General features: G+C 71.4%; 25 protein-coding genes. 14 read left to right on the top strand and 11 right to left on the bottom strand.

Annotation, left to right across the window (positions count from 1 at the left end):
- Window positions 1-71: 71 nt before the first annotated feature.
- A complete protein-coding gene (locus Apa02nite_RS41455; protein ID WP_203829963.1) occupies window positions 72-1,316 on the bottom strand; it encodes a D-alanyl-D-alanine carboxypeptidase family protein in 1,245 nt (414 codons plus the stop codon).
- Complete coding sequence (locus Apa02nite_RS41450; RefSeq protein WP_203829953.1) at window positions 1,307-1,738, bottom strand: hypothetical protein; 432 nt, start codon at window positions 1,736-1,738, stop codon at window positions 1,307-1,309. Before Apa02nite_RS41450 ends, Apa02nite_RS41455 begins: the two co-directional genes overlap by 10 nt.
- Window positions 1,739-1,935: 197 nt before the next feature.
- Here Apa02nite_RS41450 and Apa02nite_RS41445 point away from each other — a divergent pair, with 197 nt between their 5' ends.
- Window positions 1,936-2,286, top strand: a complete 351-nt coding sequence (locus tag Apa02nite_RS41445; RefSeq protein WP_067692891.1) for a histone-like nucleoid-structuring protein Lsr2 — start codon at window positions 1,936-1,938, stop codon at window positions 2,284-2,286.
- A 43-nt stretch (window positions 2,287-2,329) separates the two neighbouring features.
- Here Apa02nite_RS41445 and Apa02nite_RS41440 read toward each other — a convergent pair whose 3' ends face one another.
- From Apa02nite_RS41440 to Apa02nite_RS41425, 4 genes are all read right to left on the bottom strand, one after another.
- The gene (locus Apa02nite_RS41440) at window positions 2,330-3,211 is read right to left on the bottom strand and encodes an LLM class flavin-dependent oxidoreductase (RefSeq protein ID WP_203829952.1); all 882 of its coding nucleotides are present in this window, start codon (window positions 3,209-3,211) and stop codon (window positions 2,330-2,332) included.
- 9 nt (window positions 3,212-3,220) lie between these two features.
- On the bottom strand, window positions 3,221-3,691 hold the full coding sequence (locus Apa02nite_RS41435; protein WP_203829951.1) for a MarR family winged helix-turn-helix transcriptional regulator: 471 nt from the start codon (window positions 3,689-3,691) through the stop codon (window positions 3,221-3,223).
- Between the two features lie 70 nt (window positions 3,692-3,761).
- The gene (locus Apa02nite_RS41430) at window positions 3,762-4,904 is read right to left on the bottom strand and encodes a PP2C family protein-serine/threonine phosphatase (RefSeq protein WP_203829950.1); all 1,143 of its coding nucleotides are present in this window, start codon (window positions 4,902-4,904) and stop codon (window positions 3,762-3,764) included.
- 115 nt (window positions 4,905-5,019) lie between these two features.
- Window positions 5,020-5,412 carry an ATP-binding protein gene (locus tag Apa02nite_RS41425; RefSeq protein ID WP_203829949.1) on the bottom strand — a complete coding sequence of 131 codons (393 nt, stop codon included), beginning with the start codon at window positions 5,410-5,412 and terminating at the stop codon, window positions 5,020-5,022.
- 129 nt (window positions 5,413-5,541) lie between these two features.
- Here Apa02nite_RS41425 and Apa02nite_RS41420 point away from each other — a divergent pair, with 129 nt between their 5' ends.
- Together Apa02nite_RS41420 and fgd are read left to right on the top strand one after the other, a co-directional pair.
- On the top strand, window positions 5,542-7,368 hold the full coding sequence (locus Apa02nite_RS41420; RefSeq protein ID WP_203829948.1) for a sigma-70 family RNA polymerase sigma factor: 1,827 nt from the start codon (window positions 5,542-5,544) through the stop codon (window positions 7,366-7,368).
- 10 nt (window positions 7,369-7,378) lie between these two features.
- Window positions 7,379-8,377 carry a glucose-6-phosphate dehydrogenase (coenzyme-F420) gene (gene fgd / locus Apa02nite_RS41415; protein WP_203829947.1) on the top strand — a complete coding sequence of 333 codons (999 nt, stop codon included), beginning with the start codon at window positions 7,379-7,381 and terminating at the stop codon, window positions 8,375-8,377.
- 54 nt (window positions 8,378-8,431) lie between these two features.
- Here the strand turns inward: fgd and Apa02nite_RS41410 are convergent, their stop codons facing one another.
- The gene (locus Apa02nite_RS41410) at window positions 8,432-9,499 is read right to left on the bottom strand and encodes a glycosyltransferase family 2 protein (protein WP_203829946.1); all 1,068 of its coding nucleotides are present in this window, start codon (window positions 9,497-9,499) and stop codon (window positions 8,432-8,434) included.
- Between the two features lie 200 nt (window positions 9,500-9,699).
- Between Apa02nite_RS41410 and Apa02nite_RS41405 the strand changes: the two genes are divergently transcribed.
- The gene (locus Apa02nite_RS41405) at window positions 9,700-10,572 is read left to right on the top strand and encodes an LLM class F420-dependent oxidoreductase (RefSeq protein ID WP_203829962.1); all 873 of its coding nucleotides are present in this window, start codon (window positions 9,700-9,702) and stop codon (window positions 10,570-10,572) included.
- Window positions 10,569-11,225, top strand: coding sequence for an HAD family hydrolase (locus Apa02nite_RS41400; RefSeq protein WP_203829945.1), 657 nt, complete (start codon window positions 10,569-10,571; stop codon window positions 11,223-11,225). The genes Apa02nite_RS41405 and Apa02nite_RS41400 overlap by 4 nt, the downstream gene beginning before the upstream one ends.
- A gap of 179 nt (window positions 11,226-11,404) precedes the next feature.
- On the opposite strand, the gene Apa02nite_RS41395 is transcribed toward Apa02nite_RS41400, so the two are convergent.
- Window positions 11,405-11,755: a hypothetical protein gene (locus Apa02nite_RS41395; protein WP_203829944.1), complete on the bottom strand. Its 351-nt coding sequence runs from the start codon at window positions 11,753-11,755 to the stop codon at window positions 11,405-11,407.
- Between the two features lie 215 nt (window positions 11,756-11,970).
- Window positions 11,971-13,137, bottom strand: coding sequence for an FAD-dependent monooxygenase (locus Apa02nite_RS41390; protein ID WP_203829943.1), 1,167 nt, complete (start codon window positions 13,135-13,137; stop codon window positions 11,971-11,973).
- Window positions 13,138-13,218: 81 nt separating this feature from the next.
- Between Apa02nite_RS41390 and Apa02nite_RS41385 the strand changes: the two genes are divergently transcribed.
- The 4 genes from Apa02nite_RS41385 (at window position 13,219) to Apa02nite_RS41370 (ending at window position 16,179) form a co-directional block, all read left to right on the top strand.
- Window positions 13,219-13,893, top strand: coding sequence for a TetR/AcrR family transcriptional regulator (locus tag Apa02nite_RS41385; protein WP_203829942.1), 675 nt, complete (start codon window positions 13,219-13,221; stop codon window positions 13,891-13,893).
- Window positions 13,894-13,922: 29 nt separating this feature from the next.
- Window positions 13,923-15,578 carry a sodium:solute symporter family protein gene (locus tag Apa02nite_RS41380; RefSeq protein ID WP_203829941.1) on the top strand — a complete coding sequence of 552 codons (1,656 nt, stop codon included), beginning with the start codon at window positions 13,923-13,925 and terminating at the stop codon, window positions 15,576-15,578.
- A 7-nt stretch (window positions 15,579-15,585) separates the two neighbouring features.
- Window positions 15,586-15,834, top strand: a complete 249-nt coding sequence (locus Apa02nite_RS41375; protein WP_067692927.1) for a hypothetical protein — start codon at window positions 15,586-15,588, stop codon at window positions 15,832-15,834.
- A 90-nt stretch (window positions 15,835-15,924) separates the two neighbouring features.
- Window positions 15,925-16,179: a hypothetical protein gene (locus tag Apa02nite_RS41370; RefSeq protein ID WP_067692932.1), complete on the top strand. Its 255-nt coding sequence runs from the start codon at window positions 15,925-15,927 to the stop codon at window positions 16,177-16,179.
- Window positions 16,180-16,183: 4 nt separating this feature from the next.
- On the opposite strand, the gene Apa02nite_RS41365 is transcribed toward Apa02nite_RS41370, so the two are convergent.
- Window positions 16,184-17,284 (bottom strand): PQQ-dependent sugar dehydrogenase, encoded by a 1,101-nt coding sequence (locus Apa02nite_RS41365; protein WP_203829940.1) that lies wholly within the window; start codon window positions 17,282-17,284, stop codon window positions 16,184-16,186.
- A 140-nt stretch (window positions 17,285-17,424) separates the two neighbouring features.
- Between Apa02nite_RS41365 and Apa02nite_RS41360 the strand changes: the two genes are divergently transcribed.
- From Apa02nite_RS41360 to Apa02nite_RS41340, 5 genes are all read left to right on the top strand, one after another.
- Window positions 17,425-18,909: an alpha/beta hydrolase gene (locus Apa02nite_RS41360; protein ID WP_203829939.1), complete on the top strand. Its 1,485-nt coding sequence runs from the start codon at window positions 17,425-17,427 to the stop codon at window positions 18,907-18,909.
- A gap of 78 nt (window positions 18,910-18,987) precedes the next feature.
- Window positions 18,988-20,766 (top strand): gamma-glutamyltransferase, encoded by a 1,779-nt coding sequence (gene ggt, locus Apa02nite_RS41355; RefSeq protein ID WP_203829938.1) that lies wholly within the window; start codon window positions 18,988-18,990, stop codon window positions 20,764-20,766.
- Between the two features lie 107 nt (window positions 20,767-20,873).
- Window positions 20,874-21,875 carry a TolB family protein gene (locus tag Apa02nite_RS41350; protein ID WP_239164917.1) on the top strand — a complete coding sequence of 334 codons (1,002 nt, stop codon included), beginning with the start codon at window positions 20,874-20,876 and terminating at the stop codon, window positions 21,873-21,875.
- Window positions 21,876-22,132: 257 nt separating this feature from the next.
- The gene (gene trmB / locus Apa02nite_RS41345; RefSeq protein WP_203829937.1) at window positions 22,133-22,846 is read left to right on the top strand and encodes a tRNA (guanosine(46)-N7)-methyltransferase TrmB; all 714 of its coding nucleotides are present in this window, start codon (window positions 22,133-22,135) and stop codon (window positions 22,844-22,846) included.
- A 250-nt stretch (window positions 22,847-23,096) separates the two neighbouring features.
- Complete coding sequence (locus Apa02nite_RS41340) at window positions 23,097-25,301, top strand: sensor histidine kinase (protein WP_067692949.1); 2,205 nt, start codon at window positions 23,097-23,099, stop codon at window positions 25,299-25,301.
- A gap of 112 nt (window positions 25,302-25,413) precedes the next feature.
- On the opposite strand, the gene Apa02nite_RS41335 is transcribed toward Apa02nite_RS41340, so the two are convergent.
- A complete protein-coding gene (locus Apa02nite_RS41335) occupies window positions 25,414-25,962 on the bottom strand; it encodes a hypothetical protein (protein ID WP_203829936.1) in 549 nt (182 codons plus the stop codon).
- Window positions 25,963-26,269 lie beyond the last annotated feature (307 nt).

The following is a 26,269-nucleotide window of genomic DNA, read 5'->3' as shown; positions in this document are numbered from 1 at the left end:
TCCTCAGGGGTGTCTCCGGGCCCCGGAGACACCCCTGAGAACCAGCCGGGACCTCGCGCCGCGGCAGGGTGTCAGGACTCGCTGGGAGCGGCGGTGCGGGAGCGGCGGCGGCGCTGGGCGATCAGCAGCAGGAGCGGGATGGTGGCCAGCACCACGGCCACCGTGCCGGCCACCAGCACAGAGAGCCCGCGCGAGGTGCCGCCGGCCGGCGCCGCCGCGGCACCGGCCGGGCTGGTGGTGGCCTTCTCCGCGGTCGCGGTCGCGCTGCTCGCCGCCGCGGCCACCTCCGCCGGGGTCACCAGGTGACCCACCGAGGTGCCCTTCGGCTGGGCGAAACCCCAGTCCAGCAGGGCCGCGCCCTGCTGCCAGCCGCGCATCGGGTGGGCCTCGGCGCCGAGCAGGGTGACCACCAGGCGCCGGCCGCCGCGCTGGGCCGCGCCCACGTAGCTGTGCCGGGCGACAGTGGTGAACCCGGTCTTGCCGCCCATCGCCCCCGGGTAGTTGTAGATCAGCTTGTTCTCGTTCTGGAACTGGAACCCGCCGACCTTGCGCGCCTTCTGCGCCGGCATCTGCGCGCTCTTGGTCAGCACGTACTTGCGGAAGTCGGCGTTGGCGAAGCAGACCCGGGCGATCAGCGCGAGATCGTACGAACTGGTGAACTGCCCCTTGCCGTCCAGCCCGGACGGGGTGACCGCGTGCGTCTGGAACGCGCCGATCGCCCGTGCCTTGGCGTTCATCGCGGCGACCGTGGTGGCCACGCCGTCGGCGCCGCCGCCACCGGCCATCCGGGCCAGCGCGTTGGCCGCGTCGTTGCCGGAGTTGAGCAGCAGGCCGAGCCAGAGCGTGGAGATCGGGTAGGTGCCGCCGACCACGATCCCGACCGCCGAGCTGTTCACCTCGATGTCGAGGTCGCTCGGCACCACCTTGATCTTCTGCTTCGGGTCGAGCTTGTCGATCGCGGTCGCCGCGAGCAGTGTCTTCTGCACGCTGGCCGGGGTCTGATAGACGTGCGGGCCGCACGCGCCGAGCACCTCACCGGTGTCCAGGTCGGCGACGATCCAGGTGGTGGCGGTGACGGCCGGCGGCTGCTTCGCGCCGGTCGGGACGATCAGCCCGTGGGTGGCCAGAGCGTCGCCACCGACCCGGGACGCCACCGGGTCGTCGGCCGGCGGGACCGGGCGCGGCGGTGCGCTGGGCTTGGCGATCTTCGGCTTGGGGCAGGGGATCTCGGCGGCCTGTGCCGGGCTCACCGGCACGGCGACGAGGGCGGCGATCAGCGACAGGGCGGCTGCTGCGCGGGGAACCGTCACGGCCAGAGCGCTCCCGCGTCCAGCCGGCGGTCCAGCAGCTGGTCGAGCGGCACCGTCTCGCCGTCGCCGCCACCGGCGCCGACGATCAGCCGGGGCAGGCTCGGCGACAGGTCGGCCCCGGCGAACCGGGAGCGCAGCGAGGCCGGGACGGTGAGCACGTAGTACGCCGCGTCCTCGCCGACGGCGACCGACCGGTTCGACTTCAGGTACCACCCGCGGACCCGGGTCCGGTACGTCCACCGGCCGTCGTAGCTGGTCGCGTTGAGCGGGTGCGGCGCCAGCCCGCGCTCGGCGGCGCGGCGCACGAAGCCCTCGAGGAGCGTCGCGGCGTGCCGGGCCTCGGCGCTGCGCCCGGCGTCCAGCGCGGCGGCGCGGCCGGCCACGGCTTGCCGGTGCTGCGCCAGCCAGGCGGCATGCTCGTCCTGCATGGCGCCGACCCTAACGTGGCTTCCGGGCCGGAGGCCAACCGGGCTTTCTCAGGATTCGGTGCGAATACCCTCAGCACATTCTGATAAGGGACCTGTCGACCGGAACTAAGAATTGCCGGATCGCGCCGGGGAGTTGCGCCGGAAGCGGTTCGGGGGCCAGACTGTGCGCGGGCGATTAAATTCTTTCGGGAGTCGTTATGGCGCGGCAGGTAATCACCACCCTGATCGACGATCTGGACGGCAAGAAGGCGGATCGCACCGTCGAGTTCAGCCTCGACGGAGTCAGCTACACGATCGACCTTTCCGAGTCGAATGCCGGAAAGCTGCGCAAGGCTCTGGATCCGTACATCAACGCGGGCACGCGGCTGGGTCGCAACGCCGCGGGGCGCATCCCGGCCCGCGGTGCCGCACCGGTGCGTTCGGCCGGCTCCCGGGACGAGAACCGGCTGGTCCGCGAGTGGGCCATCAGCAACGGCCACAAAATCTCCGAGCGGGGCCGCATTCCGCAGGAGGTCAGCAGCGCCTATCGGGCGGCACACGGCCGCTGACCCCCGCCACGGCGGAATGGCATCCCGTCCGAATTGGACGGTTTCAAATAGTCGCGCGCAGGCGCGGCAGCTCCGCGGCCACCGCCTCCAGTGTCTTCTCTTCGCCCGCATACCAACTGGACTGGCGTGGCCAATGCGTGATCACATCGGTGAATCCGAGCGCTGCGGCCCGGCCGGTGGCGTCCTGGAACGCGTCGACACTGCTCAACGAGAACACCGGTGACGAGTCCAGATTGAGGTAACGTTCCACCGATTCCGGGGGCCGCCCGGCCGCAGCCAGGGTGTTTTCGAAACGGTCCCGGATCTCGGCGACCGCCTGCCACCATTCGTCGGCGGTGTCGGCCTGCGGTCCGGTGGTGACCCAGCCGTCGCCGTGCTTGGCGGCCAGTCGCAGCGCGCGCGGGCCGTTGGCGGCGATCACGAACGGCGGCCGGGGCTGCTGGACGGGTCCCGGTGTGCTGCGCGCGTCGACCGCCGAGAAGTACGACCCGGACCACGTGGTGGACTCCGAGCGCAGGATGGTGTCGAACAGGTCCAGGAACTCGGTGAACCGGTCGACCCGTTCGCGCGGGCTCAGCTCCGGGTTGCCGAGCACCGCGGAGTCGAAGCCGATCCCACCGGCGCCCAGGCCGAGCAGCAGCCGGCCGCCGGAGATGTCGTCGAGCGCGGTCGCCTCGCGGGCGAAGTGCACCGGATGCCGGAAGTTGGGCGAGGCGACGTAGGTGCCGAGCCGGATCCGCTCGGTGACCATGGCGGCCGCGGTCAGGGTGGGCACGGCGTCGAACCAGGGTCCGGAGACCAGGTCACGCCAGCCGAGGTGGTCGTAGGTCCAGGCGTGGTCGAAGCCGTACTCCTCGGCCAGGCGCCAACGCCGGCTCGACTCGGACCAGCGCTGGTCGGGAAGGATCACGATGCCGAAGCGCATCGTCACAGACTAGGCGGTCCGCAGGTCGTCGTCGGCCGGGGCTTCGGCGCCGAGATCGCCGGAGGCCGCCTCGAACGCGCGCAGCGCCCGGAGCAGGTCCTGACGGGCCGGGGCCGGCATCCGCTCGAGCACCCCGGCGAGTGCCTCCCGCCGGCGCTCGCGCAGGTCGGAGAGGAGCCGGCGGGACGCGGCGGTGAGCAGCAGGCGCACCTCGCGACGGTCCCGCGGGTCGGCGACCCGGCGCAGCAGGCCGGTGGCCTCGAGGCGGTCACAGAGCCGGCTGGCCGAGGACGGCACCACGTCGAGGGCCTCGGCGAGCCGGCTCATGTTGGTGTGCCGGTTCTCCGCGACGATCGTCAGCACCCGCAGCTGAGCGGGTGGGATCACCGGAGTGTGCGTCAGTCGTGCCCGTTCCAGCACAGCGACCAGCGCTTCCACCGACGACTCGATCGCCGCGGCGACATCGGTGGCGTGCTCCATGGAGTTCCCCGTCGCGAAGTCACGTTGTCAAAGACCTACTCCGTACCCCGCCCGGGCCGGCGCAAACCTGTCAGCGCCGCCAATCCAAGCAGACCGTGACCGCGTCGTCCTCCGGCTCGGCGCCGGCGTGGAACTCACGCAGCCCTCGCATAACCGTACCGACCGCTTCGGTGGCCGGTTGCAACCTAGTCCCGCGCAACGCCGTGAACAGGGCGGATTCCCCGAACGTGGTGCCACCGCCAGGTGCCGCGGCGTGCACGCCGTCACTCACCACCAGCATCCGGTCGCCGGGTTCGAGCCGGAAGCGCTCGATCTCGTAGCGTGCCTCGCCGAACATGCCGAGCGGCAGCTGCTGCTCCAGCCGGACCTGGGTGATCTCGTTGCCCCGGCCGATCAGGCAGTGCGGGGAGCCGGCGTCGACGGCATCCACCCAGCCGCCGACCAGGTCGATCTCGAGCAGCAGGGCGGACGCGTGCCGGCCGCCGGCGTACCGGGCGTGCAGCGCGTCGGAGGCCAGCTCGGCCTGCTCGACGATGTCCGCGCCGCAGCGCCGGGCGTTGCGCATCGCGTTCACCGCGACGGTGGTGAGCATCGCGGCGTCCATGCCCTCCCCGCCGCCGTTGAGCACGGTCAGCGTCAGCCGGTCGCCGCTGAGCGCCCAGTCGTAGTGGTCGCCGTGCACGTCGTAGGCCGGTTCCAGCTGGCCGGCGAGGTGGAAGCGCTCGTCGGCGAGGGACCGGCCGGGCAGCAGGTCCCACTGCAGCTCGGCGGCCATGGTGAGCCGCTGCAGGCGCTGGGCCTGGCGGTATCGGTCGGTCATCCGGTCGGCGGCGCGGAGGGCCACCGCCAGTTCGTCCGCGTGGTGCCGCAGTTGGTCGGCCTGGTCCGGGCCGGGCCGGTCGGGCAGCACCACCTGGAGCACCCCGAGCCGCTCGCCCCAGCAGGACAGCGGCAGGTGCAGCCGGGTGCGGCCGGTCACGCCGACCTCGGTGCCGGAGCGCTGGCTGTGCAGACAGCGCATGGCACCCGGGTCGGTCTCCGGGCCGGTCGGGCCGAGCAGCGGCACGAGTCTTCGCAGCGTCAGATCGGCGACCAGCACCTCCACCTGCTCGGCCGCGAGGTGGCGGCGCAGATGATCCGCGGCCACCTCCGGCAGACGGTCGGGCGCCGCGGCGCGCAGCAGAGCGCCTAGGGGCGCCGGTCTGTCGGACAACCTGTACTCCTCTCCAGGGCGTGTCTCGAGAAGGTCTCTCCTGAGTCGATATTTGTTATACGGCAAATAAAAGGCGTGCGGGCAGACCGCCACGGCGGCAACGCCGTGCGGTATGTCAGGCGAAGGACTTCTCGAAGTGGATCAATGAACCGGTGCGCGGGCTGGACTGCATCCGCACGTTCTCGGCCAGGGCCCGGATCAGGAACAGGCCCCGCCCGCGCTCGCTGGTCGCGGTGGGCGCCGGCTTGTCGGTCAGGTCGAAGCCGCTGCCGTTGTCGACCACGTCGATCGCGCAGTGCGCCTCGCCGACGTCCAGCCGGACCTGGTAGTCCTCCGCGCCGTCCGCGTGATGGACCACGTTCGCGCACGCCTCGGTCAGGGCGATCTCCAGATCGGCGCCCGCCTGCCGGTCCACCCGGAGCGTCGTCAGCGCGCACCGCAGCAGGCGGCGCACGGCGGGGACACTGTCCACCTCGCGGGGAAGGTTGAGCCGAACGGACATGCGCATGGCGATTAACGTTCCCGATCGATCAGCCGGCTAACCGTGAGGGAGATGACGTCCCCGATTCGTGTTATCCATGATCCCCTGCACCCGTCTCCCTTCCCGGCGCCCCCACGCCGGACGAAAGGCAGGAAGATGGCGAACCAACCCGACACCGCGACCGTGCTGGCCGCGCGAGCCGGCGACCCGGCCGCGGTCGACCGGCTCGTGGCCGGTTACCTCCCGCTCGTCTACACCATCGTGGGCCGGGCCCTGGAGGGTCACGCGGACGTCGACGACGTGGTGCAGGAGACCATGATCCGGGTCCTGCGGAACCTCGGTGAGCTGCGCGAGCCGGAGGCGTTCCGCTCCTGGCTGGTGGCGATCACGGTCCGCCAGGTGCGGGACCGGTTCCGCAGCCGGCAGGTCGCACCGGACGCCCTGCTCGATCCGGACCTGCGCGACCCGGGCGCCGACTTCACCGACCTGGCGATCACCCGGCTGGAGCTCTCCGGCCAGCGCCGGGAGACCGCCGAGGCGACCCGCTGGCTGGACGAGGAGAACCGGGAGCTGCTCTCGCTCTGGTGGCTGGAGGCCTCCGGCGAGCTGACCCGGGACGAGATCGTGGACGGCACCGGTCTCGGCCGGCAGCACGCCGCGGTCCGCATCCAGCGGATGAAGGGTCAGCTCGAGACGGCCCGGGCGGTGGTCCGGGCGCTGCACCACACCCCGGTCTGCCCGGATCTGGTCGTGCTGCTCGAGCCGTGGGACCGCCGGCCGAACGCGCTCTGGCGCAAACGGATCGCCCGGCACACCCGGGAGTGCCGGCACTGCGCGCCGGCCTGGCACGACCTGGTCGCGGCGGAACGCCTGCTGGCCGGTCTGGCCCTGATCGTGCCGCCGTCGGCGCTGACCGCCGGGCTGACCACCGCCGGGGGAGCGAAGGCCGTCGTGGGTGGCGGCAAGGTCGTTCTCGGCAAGCTGGCCGCCAAGGCCGGTGTCAGCGTGGCGCAGAAGGTGCTGGTCACCGCGCTGGCGGCGAGCGTGGTCGGTGGCGCGGGCGCGGCCGTCTACGTCCTGCAGGGGCAGAACGACCCGGCCACACCGGCGATCCCGCAGGCCCTCGTGGTGCCGTCCCCGGCCACCGTCAGCGCGGCGCCGTCGATCGCCCCGTCGTCCGCGTCGCCGAGCCCCACCCGTACAAAATCGAAAAAACCGACCCCGAAGCCTGCCGTGCCGGCCGCAGCGGTCTCGGCCAAGAAGGGCGTCGGCGTCTGGAAGTTCACCGGCGCGAAAGCGGCGCTGTCGAACGTGGGCGCCGGCTGGTATTACGACTGGGCGGCGCAGAACGACGAGATCCCCGGCCCGGCCGACGTCGAGTTCGTCCCGATGATCTGGGGCAAGGCGAACGTCACCAGCGCGACCCTGAAGCAGGCGAAGGCCGAGGGTGACGTGCTGCTCGGCTTCAACGAGCCGGACATGCCCGGGCAGGCGGACATGAGTGTCGAGGACGCCCTGGCCGCGTGGCCGCAGCTGGAGGCGACCGGGATGCGCATGATCAGCCCGGCTGTCGCTTTCGGCGGGGACACCGCGGGCGGGTGGCTCGACCGGTTCATGAAGGGTGCGAAGGACAAGGGGCTGCGGGTCGACGCGATCGCGCTGCACTGGTACGGCTCGGACTTCAGCGCCGCCTCGGTCAACCAGTTCCTCGGCTACGTCGACGCGGTGCACGAGCGGTACGGCAAGCCGATCTGGATCACCGAGTACGGCCTGATGAACTTCTCCGGTTCGCCGAAGTACCCGACCGACCCGCAGAAGGTCACGTTCATCAAGGGCACCACGGCGGGGCTGGAGAAACGGTCGTTCGTCGAGCGGTACGCGTGGTTCGGGCTGCCGGCGGTGGGCGACAGCGTGGACTTCGGCCTTTATCGGGATGGGACAACCCCGACCGAGGCGGGTAAGGCGTACCGGGCCGCGGGTTAGGCTGAGTTTCATGATTCGGTTCGGGTACAAGGCGTCGGCGGAGCAGTTCGCGCCGGCTGAACTGCTCAGGTACGGCATCCTCGCGGAGGAGCTCGGCTTCGACTCGGTGTTCGTCAGCGACCACCTGCAACCGTGGCGCCACGACGGCGGACATGCCCCGGCCGCGCTGCCCTGGCTCGGTGCGCTCGCCGCGCGGACCGAGCGGATCCTGGTCGGCACGAGCGTGCTGACGCCGACGTTCCGCTATCACCCGGCTGTGGTCGCGCAGGCCTTCGCGACCCTGGGCTGCCTCGCGCCGGGCCGGGCGATCCTCGGTGTCGGCTCCGGTGAGTCACTCAACGAGGTGCCGCTGGGCATCGCGTGGCCGGACGGCAAGGAGCGGTTCGCCCGGCTCAAGGAGGCCGTGCTGCTGATCCAGAAGCTGTGGGCCGAGGACCGGGTGACGCACGAGGGGCAGTTCTTCTCCACCGAGAACGCCACGATCTACGACAAGCCGGAGACGCCGGTTCCGATCTACATCGGGGCGTCCGGCCCGGCCGCGACCCGGATGGCCGGCCGGATCGCCGACGGCTTCATCACCACCAGCGGCAAGGGCCACGGCCTCTACACCGACACGCTGCTGCCGGCCGTCACCGAGGGCGCCGAGAAGGCCGGTCGCAAGATCGACGACCTGGACCTGATGATCGAGGTCAAGGTCTCCTTCGACGACGACCTGGACCGGGCGCGCAACGACACGCACTACTGGGGCGCGCTCGCGTTGTCGCCGGAGGAGAAGACCGGCGTCGAGGACCCGGTCGAGATGCAGCGGCTGGCCGACGCGCTCCCGGTCGAGCGGACCGCGACCCGGTGGATCGTCTCGTCCGACCCGGAGGAGCACGCCGCCAAGGTCGTCGAGTATCTCGACATGGGCTTCAAACACCTGGTGTTCCACGCGCCGGGGCCGGACCAGGAGCGCTTCCTGCGCCTCTACTCCGCCGAGATCCTGCCCCGCCTCCGCGACCGGAGCTGATCAGGTTTCTGCTGGTGATCGCCGCCCGGCCTCAGGCCGGGCGGCGATCGTCGTCTACCGGTCCGGGTCCACCGGCGGCACGGCCCGCAACTGCCCGGTACGGCCCCCGCCCCCGCCCCCCTCGCCGTTGATCACGCGCAGGTTCGGCCGCCCCTGGAGCCGTCGCCGCCCGGCGCCCACCTCACGCCCGTTCGCCGTCCCCTGGTTGTCCCGCCACCGGCGGCGCACCGTCGTCGCCTCACTCAAAGTCCGCTGCAGGGGAGGCGCGCTCCGCTGGACCGGCGGCGAGACCTGGACCGGCGGCGGGACAGCGCCGAACCCGAGCCGCTCGTGATCAGCCGCGGCCGTCCGTGGATCGGCCGACGGCCAGCGAGCCGCGAGCCCGGCCGCGTCCGTCCCGGTCCGTCCGAGCGCCTGCCCGGTCATCACCACGATGCTGTCCGCCTGCCCGGGTTTCTCCACCCGGCCACGCTCGCGCCGCTCGGCGACCAGCGCGGCCACCGCCGGCACCAGCCCGGCCCGCGCCGCCCGGGCGGTACGCGGGTACGCCACCGCCGGCACCTCCGTCACGAACAGCCCGTTCGCCCCGGCCCGTACGGTCAGCAGCGCCTCGATCTCGGCGCCGTCCCCGCGTGCCGGGTCGACGCCGGCCACCCGGGGCAGCCCGATCGTCCCGGCCACGTCCCGCCAGAACGCCCGGAACCCGAACCCGGGGTCGGTGCGCCGGCAGCCGAACAGCACGGTCATGAACCAGAGCAGCACCCGGGCGCTCATCTGGGACGCCCGCCCGCCGGACAGGTCGCGCCCGCCGAGCCGGAACCGGGAGCCCTGTGCCACGTCCGCGCCGTCCTGCAGCGCGCGCAGGTACCGCGGGATCTCGGCCGGGTCGCACGAGCCGTCCCCGGCCAGGGTGATCACGATGTCGCCGGTGCTGGCGGCGACCCCGCAGGCCAGCGCGTTGCCGACGCCGGTACGGGTCTGCCGGATCACCCGGGCGGCGCGCGGCGCGGTGGCGGTGGTGTCGTCGTCCCGCCCGACCACCACGATCACTTCGGCGACCGGTGGCAGGGCGGCGAGCAGGACCGGCAGGGCTGCCGTCCCGGCCGGGATCACGATGCTCACGGACGGTGACGAAGGGCGGTGGGGTACGACGGGCATGGGTGACTGGCTCCCCCGGTCTGGTGCAGTGCTCCCGACGAAGCTACCGGTCCGCAACCTGCTCGCAACCCCTCTGAACGGTGGATCGTGATCATCTGCGCGGCTCACTCGGCGCTCCGACGGGCGTCGTCACTGTCCGTACGAAGAGTAGGGTTTGTCCGGTGATGCGACTGGGACTGCACATCTCGAACTTCACCTGGCCGGACGGCACGTCCCGTCTCGGGACGACGCTCGCCGAGATCGCGTCGGCCGCCGACGAGGCGGGTTTCGAGCGGATCAGCGTGATGGACCACCTCTGGCAGATCGGGATGATCGGGCCGCCCGAGCACGAGATGCTCGAGGCCTATACGACTCTGGGTTTCCTGGCCGCGCACACCCGCCGGGCCAAGCTGCTGACCCTGGTCACCGGCGTGGTCTACCGCGAGCCGGGCCTGCTCGCCAAGGCGGTGACCACGCTCGACGTGCTCTCCGGCGGCCGGGCCATCCTCGGCATCGGCGCGGCCTGGAACGCCGACGAGTCGGCCGGGCTGGGCCTGCCGTTCCCGCCGACCGCGGAGCGTTTCGAGCGTCTCGAGGAGGCGCTGAAGATCTGCCGGCAGATGTTCGACGGCGACGAGTCCGCGTTCGACGGGCAGCACTACCGGCTCGGCCGGCCGCTGAACTCGCCGCTGCCGCTGTCCCGCCCGCGCCCGCCGATCCTGGTCGGTGGCGGTGGCGAGAAGAAGACGTTGCTGCTGGTCGCGAAGTACGCGGACGCCTGCAACCTGTTCCCCGGCCCGGAGCTGCAGCACAAGCTGGACGTGCTGAAGCGGCACTGCGACGCGGTCGGCCGGGACTACGACGAGATCGAGAAGACGGTGCTGCACCGCTTCGCGATCGGCGAGCGTGGCGAGAAGGTCGGCGAGGTCATCGACGACATGCGCCGGTTCGCCGCGATGGGCATCACTGTCACCCACGGCGGCGTCCGCGACGCCTGGGACACCAAACGATTCGACATCTTCCGGGACGAGATCATCCCGGCGGCGGAGGCACTGTGAGCATCGAGGCGATCGTCTTCGACCTGGACGGCGTGATCATCGACACCGAGGAGGTCTGGGAGGAGGTCCGCCGGGCCTACGTGGCCGGGCACGGCCGCGAGTTCCTCCCGGACAGCCAGGACCGGATGATGGGGATGAGCACCGTCGAATGGTCCACCCACCTGGCCGAGGAGGTCGGCGTCCCGCTGCCGCCCGCGCAGGTCGCCGCGGACGTGCTCGGCAAGATGGCGGAACGTTACAAGGAGTCCCTGCCGCTGATCCCCGGCTCGGTCGAGACGGTCCGCGCGCTCGGTGCCCGCTATCGGCTCGCGCTGGCCAGCTCGTCCGCCCGCCTGCTGATCGACCAGGTCCTCGACACCGCCGGGCTGACCGACGCGTTCGAGCTCACCCTGTCGACCGAGGAGGTCGCCCGGGGCAAGCCCGCGCCGGACGTCTACCTCAAGGCCGTCGCCGAGCTGGGCCTCACTCCCGAGGTCTGCGCCGCGGTCGAGGACTCCAGCAACGGCCTGCGCTCGGCCGGGTCCGCCGGGCTCGCGGTGATCGCCGTCCCGCACGGCGTCTACCCGCCCGCTCCGGACGCGCTCGCCCAGGCATCGCTGGTTGTCAAGGCCGTCACCGAGGTCACCGTGGATGCGGTGGCCGCTCTCCGCTGAACCCCATTTGGTACGAATACGGAGCGCCCGCCCGCAGGCTACAAGCCGAGTCCCGTGGCTGCCTCGCGCGACACCGCTCTCAGTTCAGGCCGCGGGGCGCCTCCCGGTGGCCGGCTGGTTCGCAGGGGTGTCTCGAGAGCACGGAGACACCCCTGCGGACCAGCCGGGATCGGGTCACGTCAGCGGGCCTGCACCGCGGCGGCGTGACCGAACACCTCGTAGGCCACGAACAGCATGACGACCAGGACGAACGTCATCGCCAGCTCGCCGGAGAGACGAAGGCCGGCCCGGAACCGGGAACCCGGGACGCTCAGGTGCTCCGGCGCGACCACCCGCTCGTCGGGCTGTGCCGGCGGGCGCAGGTGCGGCCGGTTCGCCAGGGCGTTGCCGCTGGGCTGTTGCACCGGCCACCGGATGCCGGTCGGTACGTCGAACGCGCGGGTCACGGTCGTCCGGCCCGGGTGCCGATACGCAGCGTTGCTGTTCAGCGGCCATCGGTCATCGGAGTCGGGGCGCGCGCGCGGATTCACGCCGTTAAAGATGCCCCCGGTCGTTCCGATGTGTAACGCGACCCCCGCCTTTCGTTCCCCGGCTGGCTTCCAGGGGTGTGTCGACAGCGCGGAGACACCCCTGAGAGCCAGCCGACGACCGGGAGCCGCGCTGCGGCCGGGAGTGGGGCGGTGTCGCGCGGGACCGGCCCGGGACTCGGCTTGTAGCCTGCGGCGGGGCGCTCGGTATTCGTACCCTAAAAGGGGTAATCCGGAAGGCGCAGGTTCGTGCTGCGGTCGGCGGCGATCTTGAAGGTCATGGTCAGGAACCAGTTCTGGTTGTTGAACCAGTTGCGGGCGCGGATGCCGCGGTCGGTTTTCGGGGCCAGGAAGCGGCCGGTGGTGTCGCCGCCCTTCTGGGTGCCGCGGGCGAAGCGGGCGATCCGGTCGACGTAGCGGGGGAACGCGATCCGGTGGTCGCTGCCGGCCGCGGCGAGTTCGCCGGCCAGGACGTAGGCGCTGACGATCGCGGTGCCGTTGCCCTGGCCGCCGATGGTGGCGCCGCAGGCGGCGTCGCCGACCAGGGCGATCCGGCCACGGGTCCAGTCCGGGGTGTCGACCCGGCAGATCTGGTCGAAGTAGACGTCGTCCACGTGATCGAGTTCGGCCAGCAGGCGCGGGGCCAGCCAGCCCATGCCGGCGAACCGGTCGCGCAGGATCGCCTTGACGGCGCCAGGGTCGCGCCGGTCGTAGCGCAGGGCGGGTGAGGCGAACGCGGCGAAGACGCCGGCCCGGGACGGGTCGCGATGGTCGCCGCCGACGCTGATCATCCGGCCGGGGGAGTTGTGCAGCACGCTGTCCCGGGTCAGCTCCCACTCGTTCGGCACCGGCCAGGTGGCCACGTAGTAACCGAGGTGCTTGACGAACTGCTCCTCCGGGCCGAAGGCCAGCCGCCGCACGCCGGAGTGCACCCCGTCGGCGCCGACCACCAGGTCGAACCGGCGTCGCAGGCCGGAGGCGAAGGTGACGTCGACGCCGCCGGCGGTCTCGTCCAGCGCGGTGATCCGGTCGCCGAACAGATAGGTGGTGTGACCGTTTCCGGCCTCGCTGAGGATCCGGGACAGGTCGCCGCGGAGCACCTCCAGGTCGCCGCCGGCCAGCCCGGCCGGCCACTCCATCAGCTTCGCGCCGTGCTCGTCGACGAACCGCATCGCGGTGCCGCGGGTCTGCACCGCCCGCAGCGCGTCGAGCACGCCCATCCTGGTGAGCACACCCATGTGCAGCGGGCCGCGGAAGTCGACCGCCTGCCCGCCGGTGCGCAGCCCCGGAGCGGTCTCCACGATCGTCGGCCGGTGCCCGGAACGGCCCAGCCAGTAGGCGAGCGCCGGGCCGGCGATACCGGCGCCCGAGATCAGGACATCCATGTGGTTCTCCTCCGTCAAAACTGTTTCCATTGGACTCAGTTATTTCTGTGTACGGTAGACGCAGTTAGCGTGGAGGGCAAGATGGATTTCCTGTGGCAGGAGCGGGTGGAGGGTCGCCGGGGGCCGAAGCCGGCGCTGACCCTCGATGCGATCGCAGACGTGGCGATCGTGGTGGCCGACGCGGAAGGGCTGGCCGCCGTGTCGATGCAGCGGGTCGCCGCCGATCTGGGCTACACCAAGATGGCGCTCTATAGGTATTTGCCGGGTAAATCGGAATTAGTGGCAGTGATGCTGGAGCGCGGCCTGGGGGTCCCGCCCGAGTTGCCGCCGGGGGACTGGCGCGCGGCCCTGACTCTCTGGGCAGAAAGCCTTATATCCGCTTTTGTCGCTCACCCGTGGGCGCTGGAGGCGTCAGCGGGCAGCCGGCCGGTCGGCCCGCGTGAGCTGGGCTGGATGGAGGCCGCGCTGTCCCGGCTGCCCGACGGGCTGACCGGCGCCGAGCGGATGGACGCGGTCGCGGTGGTCGCCGGGCACGTCCGCTCCATCGTGGTGCAACCCGGCGAGAGCGGGATGCTCGCCGCGCTCACCGAGCACGCCGCGCGCTTCCCGGCGATCTCCGCGGCGCTCGCCGACATCGCCGTGCGCGGCGGTCACGACCAGGCGTTCCGATTCGGACTCGAGCGGATCCTGGACGGTCTTGAACGCCTCGTGACACAACGGAAACAGGCGAGTGTGAAAGATTCTCGATCGGGGTAGTCCCGGGCCGAAACCTGGGAGGTGAGCCCGTGAGCGGACTCCGGCTCGACGTTGATTTCGTCGACTATCTGATCCTCGCGATCTATTTCATCACTGTTCTGGGCGTCGGGTTCGCAGCCCGGCGGGCGATCCGCAGCAGCTCCGACTTCTTTCTCTCCGGCCGGTCGATGCCGGCCTGGGTGACCGGCTTGGCCTTCGTCTCGGCCAACCTCGGCGCCCTCGAGATCATCGGGATGGCCGCCAACGGCGCGCAGTACGGCCTGATGACCCTGCACTACTACTGGGTCGGCGCGGTGCCGGCGATGGTCTTCCTCGGCATCGTGATGATGCCCTTCTACTACGGCTCCAAGGTGCACAGCGTTCCGGAGTTCCTCCGGCGGCGGTTCAACCGGCCGACCCACCTGTTCAACGCGCTCAGCTTCGCGGTGGCCCAGGTGCTGATCGCCGGCGTCAACCTCTACGCGCTGGCCCTGATCCTGCAGGCCCTGCTCGGCTGGCCGCTCTGGCTGTCCATCGTGATCGGCGCGGCGATCGTGCTGTCGTACATCACGCTCGGCGGTCTCTCCTCGGCCATCTACAACGAGGTGCTGCAGTTCTTCGTGATCCTGGCCGGCCTCATCCCGATCACGGTGATCGGCCTGGTCAAGGTCGGTGGCTGGAACGGCCTGGTGGAGAAGGTGCGGGACACCCAGCTGGGCGACGCCGCGTTGCACACCTTCAGCAACACGGCCACCTCGGACAACCCGCTCGGCGCGAACTGGATCGGGATCATCTTCGGACTCGGGTTCGTGCTGTCGTTCGGGTACTGGACGACGAACTTCGCCGAGGTGCAGCGGGCACTCAGCGCCAAGGACATGAGCGCCGCCCGGCGTACCCCGATCATCGGCGCGTTCCCGAAGCTGCTGATCCCGGTGGTCACCGTGATCCCCGGCCTGATCGCCCTGGTCACCGTGCAGGGGCTGGGTGCCGAGGAGGGCGACCTCACCTACAACAACGCCATCCCGTTGCTGATGCGCGACCTGCTGCCGAACGGCGTGCTCGGCGTGGCGGTCACCGGGCTGGTGGCGTCGTTCATGGCCGGCATGGCGGCCAACGTGAGCGGATTCAACACCGTTTTCACGTACGACATCTGGCAGCAGTACATCCGCAAGGACCGGGACGACAAGCACTACCTGAAGGTCGGCCGGATCGCGACCATCGTGGGCGTGGTGATCGGCATCGGCACGGCGTTCATCGCGGCCGGGTTCGACAACATCATGAACTACATCCAGGCCCTGTTCAGCCTGTTCAACGCGCCGCTGTTCGCCACGTTCATCGTCGGCATGTTCTGGAAGCGGATGACGCCGTGGGCCGGTTTCTACTCGCTGGTGCTCGGCTTCCTCGCCTCGCTGACGCTCTACCTGGGCTACCTGGGTGACGTCTTCGCGTTCAACTCCGACCTGGAGGAGAGCTTCTGGGGCGCGGGCACGGCGTTCGTCACCGCCGTGGTGGTGGCCGTGGTGGTCACCCTGTTCACCCGGAGCAAGCCCGAGGACGAGCTGCGCGGCCTGGTCTACGGCCTGGCCGGGCCGAGCACCGGAGTCGACGTGATCGTCTCCGCGGACAAGGTCTGGTGGCGCAACCCGGTCCTGCTGGGCGCCATCGCGGTCGTGCTCGCCGTCCTCCTCTACATCCCCTTCTGGTGAGGTCAAGATGAATCGGCTCTTCGACGTTCGCGCGGTCATCGGCGGGATCTTCGTGGTCTACGGGGTGATCGTCACCGCGCTCGGCATCTTCGACAGCCCGGCCGAGATCGAGAAGGCGCAGGGCGTCCGGATCAACCTGTGGATGGGCCTGGCCATGCTCGCGCTGGGCCTGCTCATGCTGCTCTGGCTGCGCCTGAACCCGCCGCCGCCGGTGGCGGAGGAACCGGCCGGGGAATCGTCCGACCGCGACAGCTGATCTACGGCGGGGGGCTCGACGGGAGCCGTCTGGTTGCACAGGGTCCTCATACCTTTAAGACAGGTACCTGTGCGACCGAATACCGGGGGCATGGAACCCCTCGCCTCAGTCAGCAGCCTCGCCTCCGGCGGCACGCGTGCCGTTGGGTGGCAGGCGCAGCTCCGTGTCGACTTCGTCGTGAACAAGGTGACCCAGACTCACCGTGGTCAGACCGAAGACCAGGTCAAGCAGGCTCTGCAGGACCAACTGCGGGTCTTCGGCGTGGTGCCGAACGCGAAGCAGATGGCCATCTACGCCGCGGCCATCTCGTCCCTGCCCCAGCTCCCGCCGAACACCAAGCGGTAAACGTTCACCGCGCCGGGAAGCGAAGGATCCGGTCATCGCCGTCACGCGGGTCGCCGCGGCCGTCCGAGTTCGACGTGGTCACCCACAGCGAACCATCGGCGGCCACGGCGACCGTGCGGAGCCGCCCGTATTCTCCGTCCAACTCCGCCTGAGCCGTCCCGCCGCCGAGCGGGACGGCCCACAGTCGTTCGCCCTTCAGCGCGGCCACGTACAACGTGCTGCCGGAGACCGCCGCACCGCTCGGTGACGCTTCGTCGGTGCGCCACTGCACGATCGGGTCGGTGAACTTCGCGTTGCCGGCCTTGCCCTCGACCTCGGGCCACCCGTAGTTCTTGCCGGGCTGGATGATGTTCACCTCGTCCCAGGTGTCCTGGCCGAACTCGATGCCGTACATCCGGCCCTGCGCGTCCCAGGCCAAGCCCTGCACGTTGCGGTGGCCCAGACTCCAGACCGGTGAGCCCGGCCACGGGTTGCCGGGCGCGGCTTTGCCCTCCGGTGTCAGCCGCAGGATCTTGCCGTTCGGGTCGTCCCGGTCCTGGGCCTGTGGCTCCTCGCCGGCGTCACCGGTGCCCACGTAGAGCATCCCGTCCGGCCCGAACGCGAGCCGCCCGCCGTTGTGCCGCGACCCGCGGTCCAGCCCCTTGAAGATCACTTCCGGGTCGCCGCCGCCGGTCATTGTGAAGCGCACGATCCGGTTGTCGTCCGCGCCGGTGAAGTACGCATACACCCAGTCGCCGGACAGGGCCAGGCCGAGCAGGCCGCCCTCGCCGCCCGGCTGGACGCCCGGGACCGTGTAGACCTGCTTCTTCGCCGCGCCCGGCCGGACCTGGAAGATGTGGCCGGTCTGCCGCTCGGCGACCAGTGCGCTGCCGTCCGGCAGGAAGGCCAGCCCCCACGGCACCTCGATCCCGGTGGCGACGGTCTGCGGGGTGGCGCTCAGGTCGGGGCTGCCGCTCGGTTTTGCCGCGCCCGCCGACTCGGCCACGGGGGACGAGATCGACGGCACTGGATCGACGGTCGGCGGTGCGGCGCTCTCGTCGGCGGAGCAGGCGGTCAGCAGGGCGGCTCCGGCTGCCGCGATGGCGAGACGCGTGACGGTCGACATCGTTCAACCCTGCCATGATCATCCGGTAGAGAATGCCCCATAAGACGCAAAAACGGGCGAACTGCGGAATCGTTGTAGGGGCGCGGCCCAAGATGGTGCCGCGTGGTCGAGTCCCACCGCGCAGGGCGGAGATTTGGGTTTTGCGAGCTTTCCGGCGGCCGGGCACGGCCGTGATCCTCACCCTCACCACCCTTCTCGGGTGTCTGCCGTCTCTCCTCGGGCGCGACCCGGCCCGGGCCGAGACGAGACCGGCGGTGACCTGGGCGGTCTGTCCGGAGGACGAGCAGGTGCAGTGCGGCACCATGCGGGTGCCGGCGAACTGGGCCGACCCGTACGGGACGTCGATCGAGCTGTCGATGGCCCGGCGGCCGGCCGAGGACCCGGCGCGCCGGATCGGTGTGCTGATCGTCAACCCGGGCGGGCCCGGCGGCTCGGCCGTCAACATGGCCCTCGACGGCGAGTTCTTCACCCCGGAGCTGCGGAAACGGTTCGACATCATCGGCCTCGACCCGCGCGGGGTGGGCCGCAGCGCCCCGGTGCTCTGCTCGCAGGCCCTGGTCGACGCGAAACCGTCGCCGCTGGTCGCCGACGCGGCCGCGTTCACCGCGCTCGGCGCCTACAACCGGAAACTGGCCGCCGACTGCACGACCCGCAGCGGCCCGGTCGTCGAGCACGCCGACACCGGCAGCGTGATCCGCGATGTCGAGGCGCTGCGGCGCGCGCTCGGTGAACCGAGGATCAGCATCTTCGGCGCGTCCTACGGCTCGCTGATCGGCGAGCTCTACGGCGAGACCCACCCGGCCACCCTGCGCGCGGTGGTGCTGGACAGCGTGATGGACCACAGCGTCGACGTGGACACGTTCCTCACCCAGGAGACCGCCGCGGTGCAGGACTCGTTCAACGAGTTCGTCGCCTGGTGCGCCCGGGACACCCGGTGCGTGCTGCGCGGCCAGGACATCCCGAAACTCTGGGCCACGCTGCTGGCCCGCGCGCAGGCCGGCACGCTCGAGGACCCGTACGACCCGCCCGCCAAACTCGGCGTCTGGGAGCTGATCTCGGCGGCGTTCAGCGCGTTCTACGATCCGCAGTGGTTCTCGTTCGCGCACTACCTGAAGGACGCGGCCGTGCCCGCGGCGGCCACCGGGCGCGCCCGTCGCCCGGCCGTGCCGCTCGACCTGACCCCGAACAGTTTCCCGGCGGTGTTCTGCGGGGACTGGGCGCTGCCGGTGGGTGACTTCACCGCGTACCGGAAACGCCTCGACGCCCTCGCGGTGATCGCGCCGCAGGTCCGCGCGTCCCCGCTGGCCCTGTCGGCGGCGGCCGGGTGCGTCGGCTGGCCGGTCCCGCCGTCCAGCCCGCAGCGCCGGCTGTCCCCGGCGAAGATGCCGATGTTGCTGGTCAACGCGCGGCACGACCCGGCGACCGGGTACGTCTGGGCACAGCAGACCGCCGCCCAGCTCGGCCCGAACGCCAGGCTGCTGACCTATCAGGGCTGGGGCCACATCGCGTATTCGCACAGCCCCTGCGTCAAGGCCGCGGTCGAGCGCTACCTGGTCGACCTGACCCCGCCGGCGCCCGGCACCACCTGTCCCGCCGTCGAACCCGCGCCGTTCGGTGTCGGCTGATCGTTGTAGCGGTTGTGTCCGGCCGTCTTCAGCGGTAGGCAGGAATCGACAACCGACACTGTCCTGTCTGGAGGGCCGATGCGGTTCATCTCCGCGTTAGCAGCTGTTTCGCTGACCACACTCGGGTTGACAGCGCCCGCGTACGCACATCCGGGTGCTGAGCAAGTCTCCGGTTCGACGGCTTCCGGGTACGGCGGCGCGATCGCCACCGTGGACGCCACCGCCACCGCGGCCGGTCTCGAGGTGCTGCGCCGCGGCGGCAACGCGGTCGACGCCGCGGTCGCGGCCGCCGCCACGCTCGGGGTGACCGAGCCGTTCGCGTCCGGGATCGGCGGCGGCGGCTTCTTCGTCTACTACGACGCCCGCAAGCAGCGGGTCTACACCATCGACGGGCGGGAGACCGGCCCGGCGACGATGACGCCGACGTACTTCGTCAACCCGGCCACCGGGCTGCCGTACGTGTTCGACGAGGCTCGGGTCAGCGGCCTGTCGGTCGGAGTGCCCGGCACGCTGGCGACCTGGGAGTCCGCCGCGAAGCAGTGGGGCACCCGGCCGCTGGGCAGCGCGCTGAGCACGGCCGCCGAGGTGGCCGATCGCGGGTACACCGTCGACGGCGAGTTCCGCCGCCAGGTCACCGAGAACGCGGCCGCGTTCGGGCAGTTCGACGCGAGCAAGGCGCTGTACCTGCCCGGCGGTGCGCCGCCCGCGATCGGTACCACGATCAAGAACCCGGACCTGGCCGCCACGTACCGGCAGATCGCCCGGCAGGGGACCGGGGCGTTCTACCGCGGGGCGATCGGCCGGGATCTGCTGAGGACGGTCGCCCAACCGGCCGTCTCGTCCAGCCCGACGTCGCCGTGGGCGTACCCGATCCGGCCCGGCGTGCTCACCGCCCGGGACCTGGCCGCCTATCAGGTGCGGCACCCGGCGCCCACCAGGTCCGATTTCAAGGGCCTTTCGGTGTACGGGATGTCCACCCCGTCCAGTGGCGGCACCGCCGTCGGTGAGGCGCTGAACATCCTCGAGGCGTCGCCGCTGGACTCCGCGACGACCGTCGACAAGCTGCACTACTACCTCGAGGCGTCCGCACTGTCCTTCGCCGACCGGGGGCGGTACGTCGGGGCGTACACCGCGCCGTCCGTACTCAAGGATCTGATCTCGGACCGCTGGGCGAAGGGCCGGGCCTGCGCGATCGACCCGAAGAAGGCCCTGGCCAAGCCGGTCGCGCCGGGACCGGGCTGCACTCCCGCGACGGCGGCCGCCGCCCCGGACAACGGGATGAGCACCACCAACCTCACCGTCGCCGACAAGTGGGGCAACGTGGTCGAGTACACGCTCACGCTGGAGCAGTTCGGCGGCAACGGGATGGTCGTTCCCGGTCGCGGGTTCATGCTCAACAACGAGCTGACCGACTTCAACTTCACCGGCACGCAGGGCACCGCGCCCGACCCGAACCTGCCCGGCCCCGGCAAGCGCCCGCGCAGCTCGATGTCGCCCACGATCGTGCTCAAGGACGGCAAGCCGTTCCTGGCCACCGGTGCGCCCGGCGGCTCGACGATCATCACCACGGTGCTGCAGATCCTGGTCAACCGGCTGGAACTGGGGATGACCCTGCCGCAGGCGGTTGCCGCGCCGCGGGCCGCGCAGCGCAACACCGCCGGGATCCAGGCGGAGCCGGCGTTCCATACGACGTACGGGCCGGAGCTGACCGCTCGCGGTCACGTCTTCGCCGCGGACGCACCGGAGATCGGCGCCGCCACCGCGATCGAGTTCACCCGGCACGGCGGCCAGCTGGCCGTCGCCGAACCGGTCCGGCGCGGCAGCGGATCCGCCGCCGTGGTCCATCCGGCGAGCTGAGCCGTGGGGAGTTCGGGCGCCGAACCGGTGCCCGAACTCCTTAGGTGCAGATCGGTTGCGACGATGTCACTGGATGTACATGCGGGACCATCGGGGGGCGGTCAGCCATGATCAAGACGGCAGCTTTTCTCATCGGGCTGATGCTCGGCCCGACGCCGGCCTCCGCCGCACTCCCGGTCCCGGCCGCGCCTGCGGCCCCTGCCGCGCCGCCGTTGGTTCGTCATATTTCGTACGTACGGGACGGCGACGTCTACGTCAGTGCCGGTCCCGCCGAGAAGCGCCTCACCACCGGGGCCGGATACGCCCGCCCGCGCTGGTCACCCGACGGCAAGCAACTCGCCGTGCTCCGCGACGGCCAGCTCTGGACCATGAAAGCCGACGGCACCGCCCGCCGTCGCCTGACCACCCGCCCGGCGGCCGCCCCGTCCTGGTCCCCGGACGGCAAATGGCTGGCCTTCGCCTCCCTCTCCTGCACCGGCGGCCCCGGCGTCTACCGCATCTCCGCCACCACCGGCCCGCCGGAAGTCCTGTTCCCCGTCGACTGCCGCAGCGAGCCCCTCCCCGAGACGACATCGATCTCGGCGGTCTCCTCGGCCCCGGCCTCAACGGCTTCCGTGGCGGCGGCGTCGGCTTCGCTGGTTGATCGGTTGCGGGCCGACGACGCGGTGGCGTGGTCCCCGGACGGCAAACAGATCGCGTTCCGCGGCGGCGAGTGCGACGCGATCTACGACGCCTGCCTGAGCATCGGCACGATCAGCTCCGGCGCGGAACGGACGGTGGCCGCCTACGGCGGCGGCAGCCTGCAGAACCGTGGCTTCGCCGTGCTGCCGGCCTGGCGCCCGGACGGCGCCCGGCTGGCCTTCACCGCCTACCAGGAGGGTGAGACCACCGCACAGAACGAACCCCTGCACGTGGTCGAATACGACCCGCGCACCGGCGCCAAGCGCACGATCGGCACCACCCTCGACCGCGAACCGGCCTACCTCGACCCTACCCACGCCCTGGTCACCGCCCGCTACCGCAACGGCTCCTGGATCACCCTGCTGGACCTCACCACCGGCACCCGAACCCCACTCCACCCCGGCTCCCAGCCCACCCTCCAACCCTGAACCCACGCCCCACCGCCCGTCATGCCGCCCCGAGCGTGTGAAGTTGTGGCGCGCTGCGCACCAAAAGTCCCCACGCTCGCCTGTGCCGCCGCGAGTGTGTGAAGTTGTGGTGCGCTGCGCGCCGAAAGTCCCCACGCTCGCCTGTGCCGCCCCGAGTGTGTGAAGTTGTGGCGCGCTGCGCGCCGAAAGTCCCCACGCTGGGTGGCTGCTCGCTGTTTTGGCCGGGGGCTGCGGGCCGCCGTATCGTGGGCGCTGCCATGACTGAGACCGCCGCCGTGCCCGGAACCGCAGCTGAGACCGTCCCCGCGGACGCTGACCGGCCGATCCGGACCTTCCACCCGCGCCGTGGCCGGATGAGCTCCCGGCACGCCGACGCGCACGCCGCCCTCTGGCCCACTCTCGGCCTCACCGTGCTCGACGGCGACCGCACCCCGCTCGACCTTCCCGAGCTCTTCGGCCGGGACGCCCCGACCGTCCTGGAGATCGGTTTCGGGATGGGCGACGCGACGGCCGCGATGGCCGCTGCCGACCCGGAGCGGAACTACCTGGCCGTCGAGGTGCACACCCCGGGCCTCGGCAACCTCCTCGCGCTGGCCGGCGAGCTTTCGCTGACCAACCTCCGGGTGGCCGAGGGCGACGCCATGCAGCTCGTCCACCGCCTGGCGCCGGCTTCGCTGGACGCCGTGCACGTCTACTTCCCCGACCCGTGGCCGAAGGCCCGCCACCACAAGCGCCGCCTGATCCAGCCCGGCAACGTCACCCTGCTCCGCGAACGCCTGCACCCCGGCGGCGTCCTGCACTGCGCCACCGACTGGCCGGAATACGCCGAGGCCATGGCCGAGACCCTGAACGCCGACCCGGGCCTGCGCCGCCTCCCGTCGACACCGCACCCTCGTCCGGAGACAAAGTTCGAACGCCGCGGCACCGAAGCCGGCCGCCCCATCACCGACCTCCGCTACGCCCGCGCCTGACCCACCGGCGCCGGCCACACCACCACGAGCGCTCGCCCACCCGTCCTGGCGAGCACGGGTGACCGCCAGCGCCCCGCAACCCCACCGCGCCCGCCGGGGGAGCGGGCGCCCGCGGGCGGAAGGCGCGTCGCGGTCGGGAGTGCGCGCGGCGCGGCGGCCGTACCAAAGGAAACAGTGAGCGGAGGAACCTCGCGGGGAATTGCCGGTTTTAGCCTTTTCGCACCTCTAGGCTTAGCCCTGGAGGTCGGCCATGCGGCGAGAAGACCCCGGCAACGGGGCCGGACGGTCCGAAAGGGCGCGGGCGGCGGAAGCCGCAGCTCTCGCACGCCCGGCCGACCTGTACGGGGGGACGGCCGTCGACGAGCACACCATGTCGGCGGCCGCCACCGACCCGCGGGCGCCGGCCGGCTGGCAGGTGCCCGGCGGAGTACACCGGCTGCGGGACGTGCTGGCCGAAGCCGCCGCCCGCCCGGCACTGCATCGCGGGGTGCTGACCAGCGGGACCGCCGACCAGCTCGCCGCGCTCACCGCGCGGGGCGCGCAGACCCCGAGCGCCTGTATCCAGTTCATCGAGAGCGACCGGCTCCGCCTGTACGGCAGTTGGGGCGTCGCCGAGGACTGGGAGTCGATCGCCGACATGCCGCTGGACGGCTCACTCGGCGGGATGGTGGTCCGCGGCAGCGGCGCGATCATCGTCGACGACGCGACAGCGGACGACCGGGTCCCGCCCGGGGTGCTCCGCAAACACGGCGGCGCCTACCTGGGGTACCCGGTGCACGACCGGCACGGGCAGGTGGTCGGCGTGTGCTGCGCCTACGACCTGCGGCCCCGGGAATGGGCGCCGGAGCAGATCACCGCGGTGGCCGAGGCGGCCGAGGTGGCCGCCCTGCTGATCGGCGAGCAACTCGCCCGGCACGAGCTGGAACAGCAGCACCGGTTCCTGGACGCGGTGCTGGACAGCCTGCACGACGGGGTGACCGCGTGTGACGTAGCCGGGAAGGTGGTCTTCGCGAACGAGCGGATGCGCCGGATGCGCGCCGACGACCCGTTGCCGGGCGAGCCTGGTTCGTTGCCGGGCGAGCCCGGTTTGTTCCGGGCGCTGAACGGTGAACGGCTCCGGGACGAGCCGGTGGTCCGGCCCGGGCGGACCAAGAAGACCCGGCACTACCTGATGGACGCGCAGCCGATCCTCGGCCCGGACGGGCGGGTGGTCGGGGCGGTGCAGGCGCTGCAGGACGTCACCCGGCAGCGGCGGGCTGAACGTTTCCGGTCGTGCGAGCTGGCGGTCACCACGGCGCTCGCCGAGGCGCCGAGCATCGAGGCGGCCGGCCCGCGGGTCCTCGAGGCGGTGGTCGCGACCCTGGACTGGGTGCACGCCGAACTGTGGCTGGTCGACACGGCGGCCGAGGTGGTCCGGGCCGTCGCGCGCTGGAGCACGCCGGGCTGGCCGACCGGGATCACGGTGCCGGACGAACTGGAGTACGGCCAGGGGCTGGCCGGCCGCTCCTGGCAGGTCGACAAGCCGCTGTGGATCCGGGACGTGGGCCGCCCGCAAAGCCTGATCTCCCCGGACACCGCGGCCGAACGCCTGCACACCGCGCTGGCCATCCCGGTGCACGACGGGACCGGGACGATCGGCGTGCTGACCGTTTTTGCCGACGCGGTCGAGGATCCCGAGGACGAGCTGGTCGCGCTGATGTCCGGTGTCGCCGCGCACCTCGGGCAGTTCGTCGAGCGGCGCCGGGTCGAGAACCTGCAGCGGCAGCTGGTCCGCAGCAAGAACGAGTACCTGGCGCTGATCGGGCACGAGCTGCGCACCCCGCTCACCTCGATCAGCGCGTACACCGAGCTGCTGCGTGAGGCCGACGAGGCGACCCTGGTGCGGGAGGGTCCGCGACTGATCGCCGTGGTGGAGCGCAACGCCCTCACCCTCCGCGAGATCATCAACGAGCTGCTGGAGCTGTCCGCGCTGGACGCCGGGCACGCTGACGTACGCCGTACGCCGATGGACCTGGCCGCTGTGGTCCGCGACGTGGTGGAGCGCACCCGGGTGGCGATCGGCGCCGCCCCGGTGATCATCGACGCGGACCTGCCCGGGGAGCTGATCGTGCCCGGTGACCGGGACCGGCTGCGGCACATCGTGGAGAACCTGCTGGGCAGCGCGATCCGGTACAGCCCGGACGGCGGGCACGTCGAAGTGACCCTGCGCCACACCGGCCGGGCTGCCGAGCTGGCCGTCTCGGACGCCGCCGCCGACGTGCCGCGTGACGAGCGGGAACAGCTCTTCACTGGCCGGTATCGGACAAGCCGCGGCCATGATCGAGTGTTGCCGGGCAGTGGGCTGGGTCTGACCCTGAGCCGGGCTGTGGTGGAGCGGCACAACGGCAGCATCGAGCTGACCGGCGGCGACAGTGGTACCACGGTGCTGGTCCGGCTGCCGCTGGAGGCCCGCTGACACGGCCGGTTCCGCCGCGGCCCGTCACGCCGGGGCGTGTTGCCCTGCGGAGTGCGGTGCCGCCGCTTTCATGCCGGGGCGTGTTGCCCTGCGGAGTGCGGTGCCGCGGCTTTCATGCCGGGGCGTGCTGCCCCGCGGACTGCTGTGCCGCCGCCGAGTCGCGGATCAGGCGCAGCACCCGGGCACGGCTGATCAGCACGGCGGTCAGCACGCCCAGCCCGACCACCGCGCGCGCCGCCATCCCGACCAGGATCTTGGTGTGGTCGTCGGAGTCGCGCCACATGCCGAGGATCGAGGCCAGCATCGGCGCCACGATGACGAGCCGCCAGCCGAGACTCCAGACGTAGGTCTCCTGGTCGGCGCTGTAGGCCTCGGCCAGCCGCCGGGTCCGGTTGTTCCAGACGAACCCCATGATCAGCACGCCCACGATCCCGACCAGCCAGATCGCGCTCGCGACGCTGACCAGCGATCCGCTCCGGCCGGTCAGGCGCAGCACGCCGTTGGCCAGGTCGGCGATCACGGCCAAGGCGATCAATCCGATCAACGCACCGGTGGCGTCGGCCCAGGCACCCGGCGGCCTGTCCGGGACGATCGTGGTGGATCGACAGGTGTGCCCCTGCCCGGCGTGCTCGAGCGCGGTACCGCATTTATCGCAACGCATATGTTCCCCCCGTTCGGCCGACCACATTAGCAATGCGTGAGCCCACGTTGACCAGACGTAGCGGATTGTGACCCAGCTCGCACCGATCAAATTTCTTCGTTACGAGGTAAAGCCCGCGACGCCCGCCTCACTCCCGCCCCAAGCGCGAGTCACGACCCTCGGCTGGCCCTCAGCGGTGTCTCCCGACCCGTAAAACACCGCTGAGGGCCAGCCCGCGAAAGCAGGCTGGCCCTCAGGGGTGTCTCACCCCCACTGACACACCCCCAGAACCCAGCCGAGGCCGGAATGAGTTTGCGGCCAGAGCGGA

The sequence above is a fragment of the Actinoplanes palleronii genome, from assembly GCF_016862315.1.
In the GTDB taxonomy this organism is placed as follows: Bacteria; Actinomycetota; Actinomycetes; order Mycobacteriales; family Micromonosporaceae; genus Actinoplanes; species Actinoplanes palleronii.
Note: the sequence above shows the minus strand (reverse complement) of the source record. Positions and strands in the feature narration are given on the sequence as shown.

Coding starts and splice junctions, on each gene's coding strand:
- Apa02nite_RS41450 (WP_203829953.1), bottom strand. CDS start 1,738: ATGCAGGACGAGCATGCCGCCTGGCTGGCGCAGCACCGGCAAGCCGTG.
- Apa02nite_RS41445 (WP_067692891.1), top strand. CDS start 1,936: ATGGCGCGGCAGGTAATCACCACCCTGATCGACGATCTGGACGGCAAG.
- Apa02nite_RS41440 (WP_203829952.1), bottom strand. CDS start 3,211: ATGCGCTTCGGCATCGTGATCCTTCCCGACCAGCGCTGGTCCGAGTCG.
- Apa02nite_RS41435 (WP_203829951.1), bottom strand. CDS start 3,691: ATGGAGCACGCCACCGATGTCGCCGCGGCGATCGAGTCGTCGGTGGAA.
- Apa02nite_RS41425 (WP_203829949.1), bottom strand. CDS start 5,412: ATGCGCATGTCCGTTCGGCTCAACCTTCCCCGCGAGGTGGACAGTGTC.
- Apa02nite_RS41420 (WP_203829948.1), top strand. CDS start 5,542: ATGGCGAACCAACCCGACACCGCGACCGTGCTGGCCGCGCGAGCCGGC.
- fgd (WP_203829947.1), top strand. CDS start 7,379: ATGATTCGGTTCGGGTACAAGGCGTCGGCGGAGCAGTTCGCGCCGGCT.
- Apa02nite_RS41405 (WP_203829962.1), top strand. CDS start 9,700: ATGCGACTGGGACTGCACATCTCGAACTTCACCTGGCCGGACGGCACG.
- Apa02nite_RS41390 (WP_203829943.1), bottom strand. CDS start 13,137: ATGGATGTCCTGATCTCGGGCGCCGGTATCGCCGGCCCGGCGCTCGCC.
- Apa02nite_RS41385 (WP_203829942.1), top strand. CDS start 13,219: ATGGATTTCCTGTGGCAGGAGCGGGTGGAGGGTCGCCGGGGGCCGAAG.
- Apa02nite_RS41375 (WP_067692927.1), top strand. CDS start 15,586: ATGAATCGGCTCTTCGACGTTCGCGCGGTCATCGGCGGGATCTTCGTG.
- Apa02nite_RS41370 (WP_067692932.1), top strand. CDS start 15,925: ATGGAACCCCTCGCCTCAGTCAGCAGCCTCGCCTCCGGCGGCACGCGT.
- Apa02nite_RS41365 (WP_203829940.1), bottom strand. CDS start 17,284: ATGTCGACCGTCACGCGTCTCGCCATCGCGGCAGCCGGAGCCGCCCTG.
- ggt (WP_203829938.1), top strand. CDS start 18,988: ATGCGGTTCATCTCCGCGTTAGCAGCTGTTTCGCTGACCACACTCGGG.
- Apa02nite_RS41350 (WP_239164917.1), top strand. CDS start 20,874: ATGATCAAGACGGCAGCTTTTCTCATCGGGCTGATGCTCGGCCCGACG.
- trmB (WP_203829937.1), top strand. CDS start 22,133: ATGACTGAGACCGCCGCCGTGCCCGGAACCGCAGCTGAGACCGTCCCC.
- Apa02nite_RS41340 (WP_067692949.1), top strand. CDS start 23,097: ATGCGGCGAGAAGACCCCGGCAACGGGGCCGGACGGTCCGAAAGGGCG.
- Apa02nite_RS41335 (WP_203829936.1), bottom strand. CDS start 25,962: ATGCGTTGCGATAAATGCGGTACCGCGCTCGAGCACGCCGGGCAGGGG.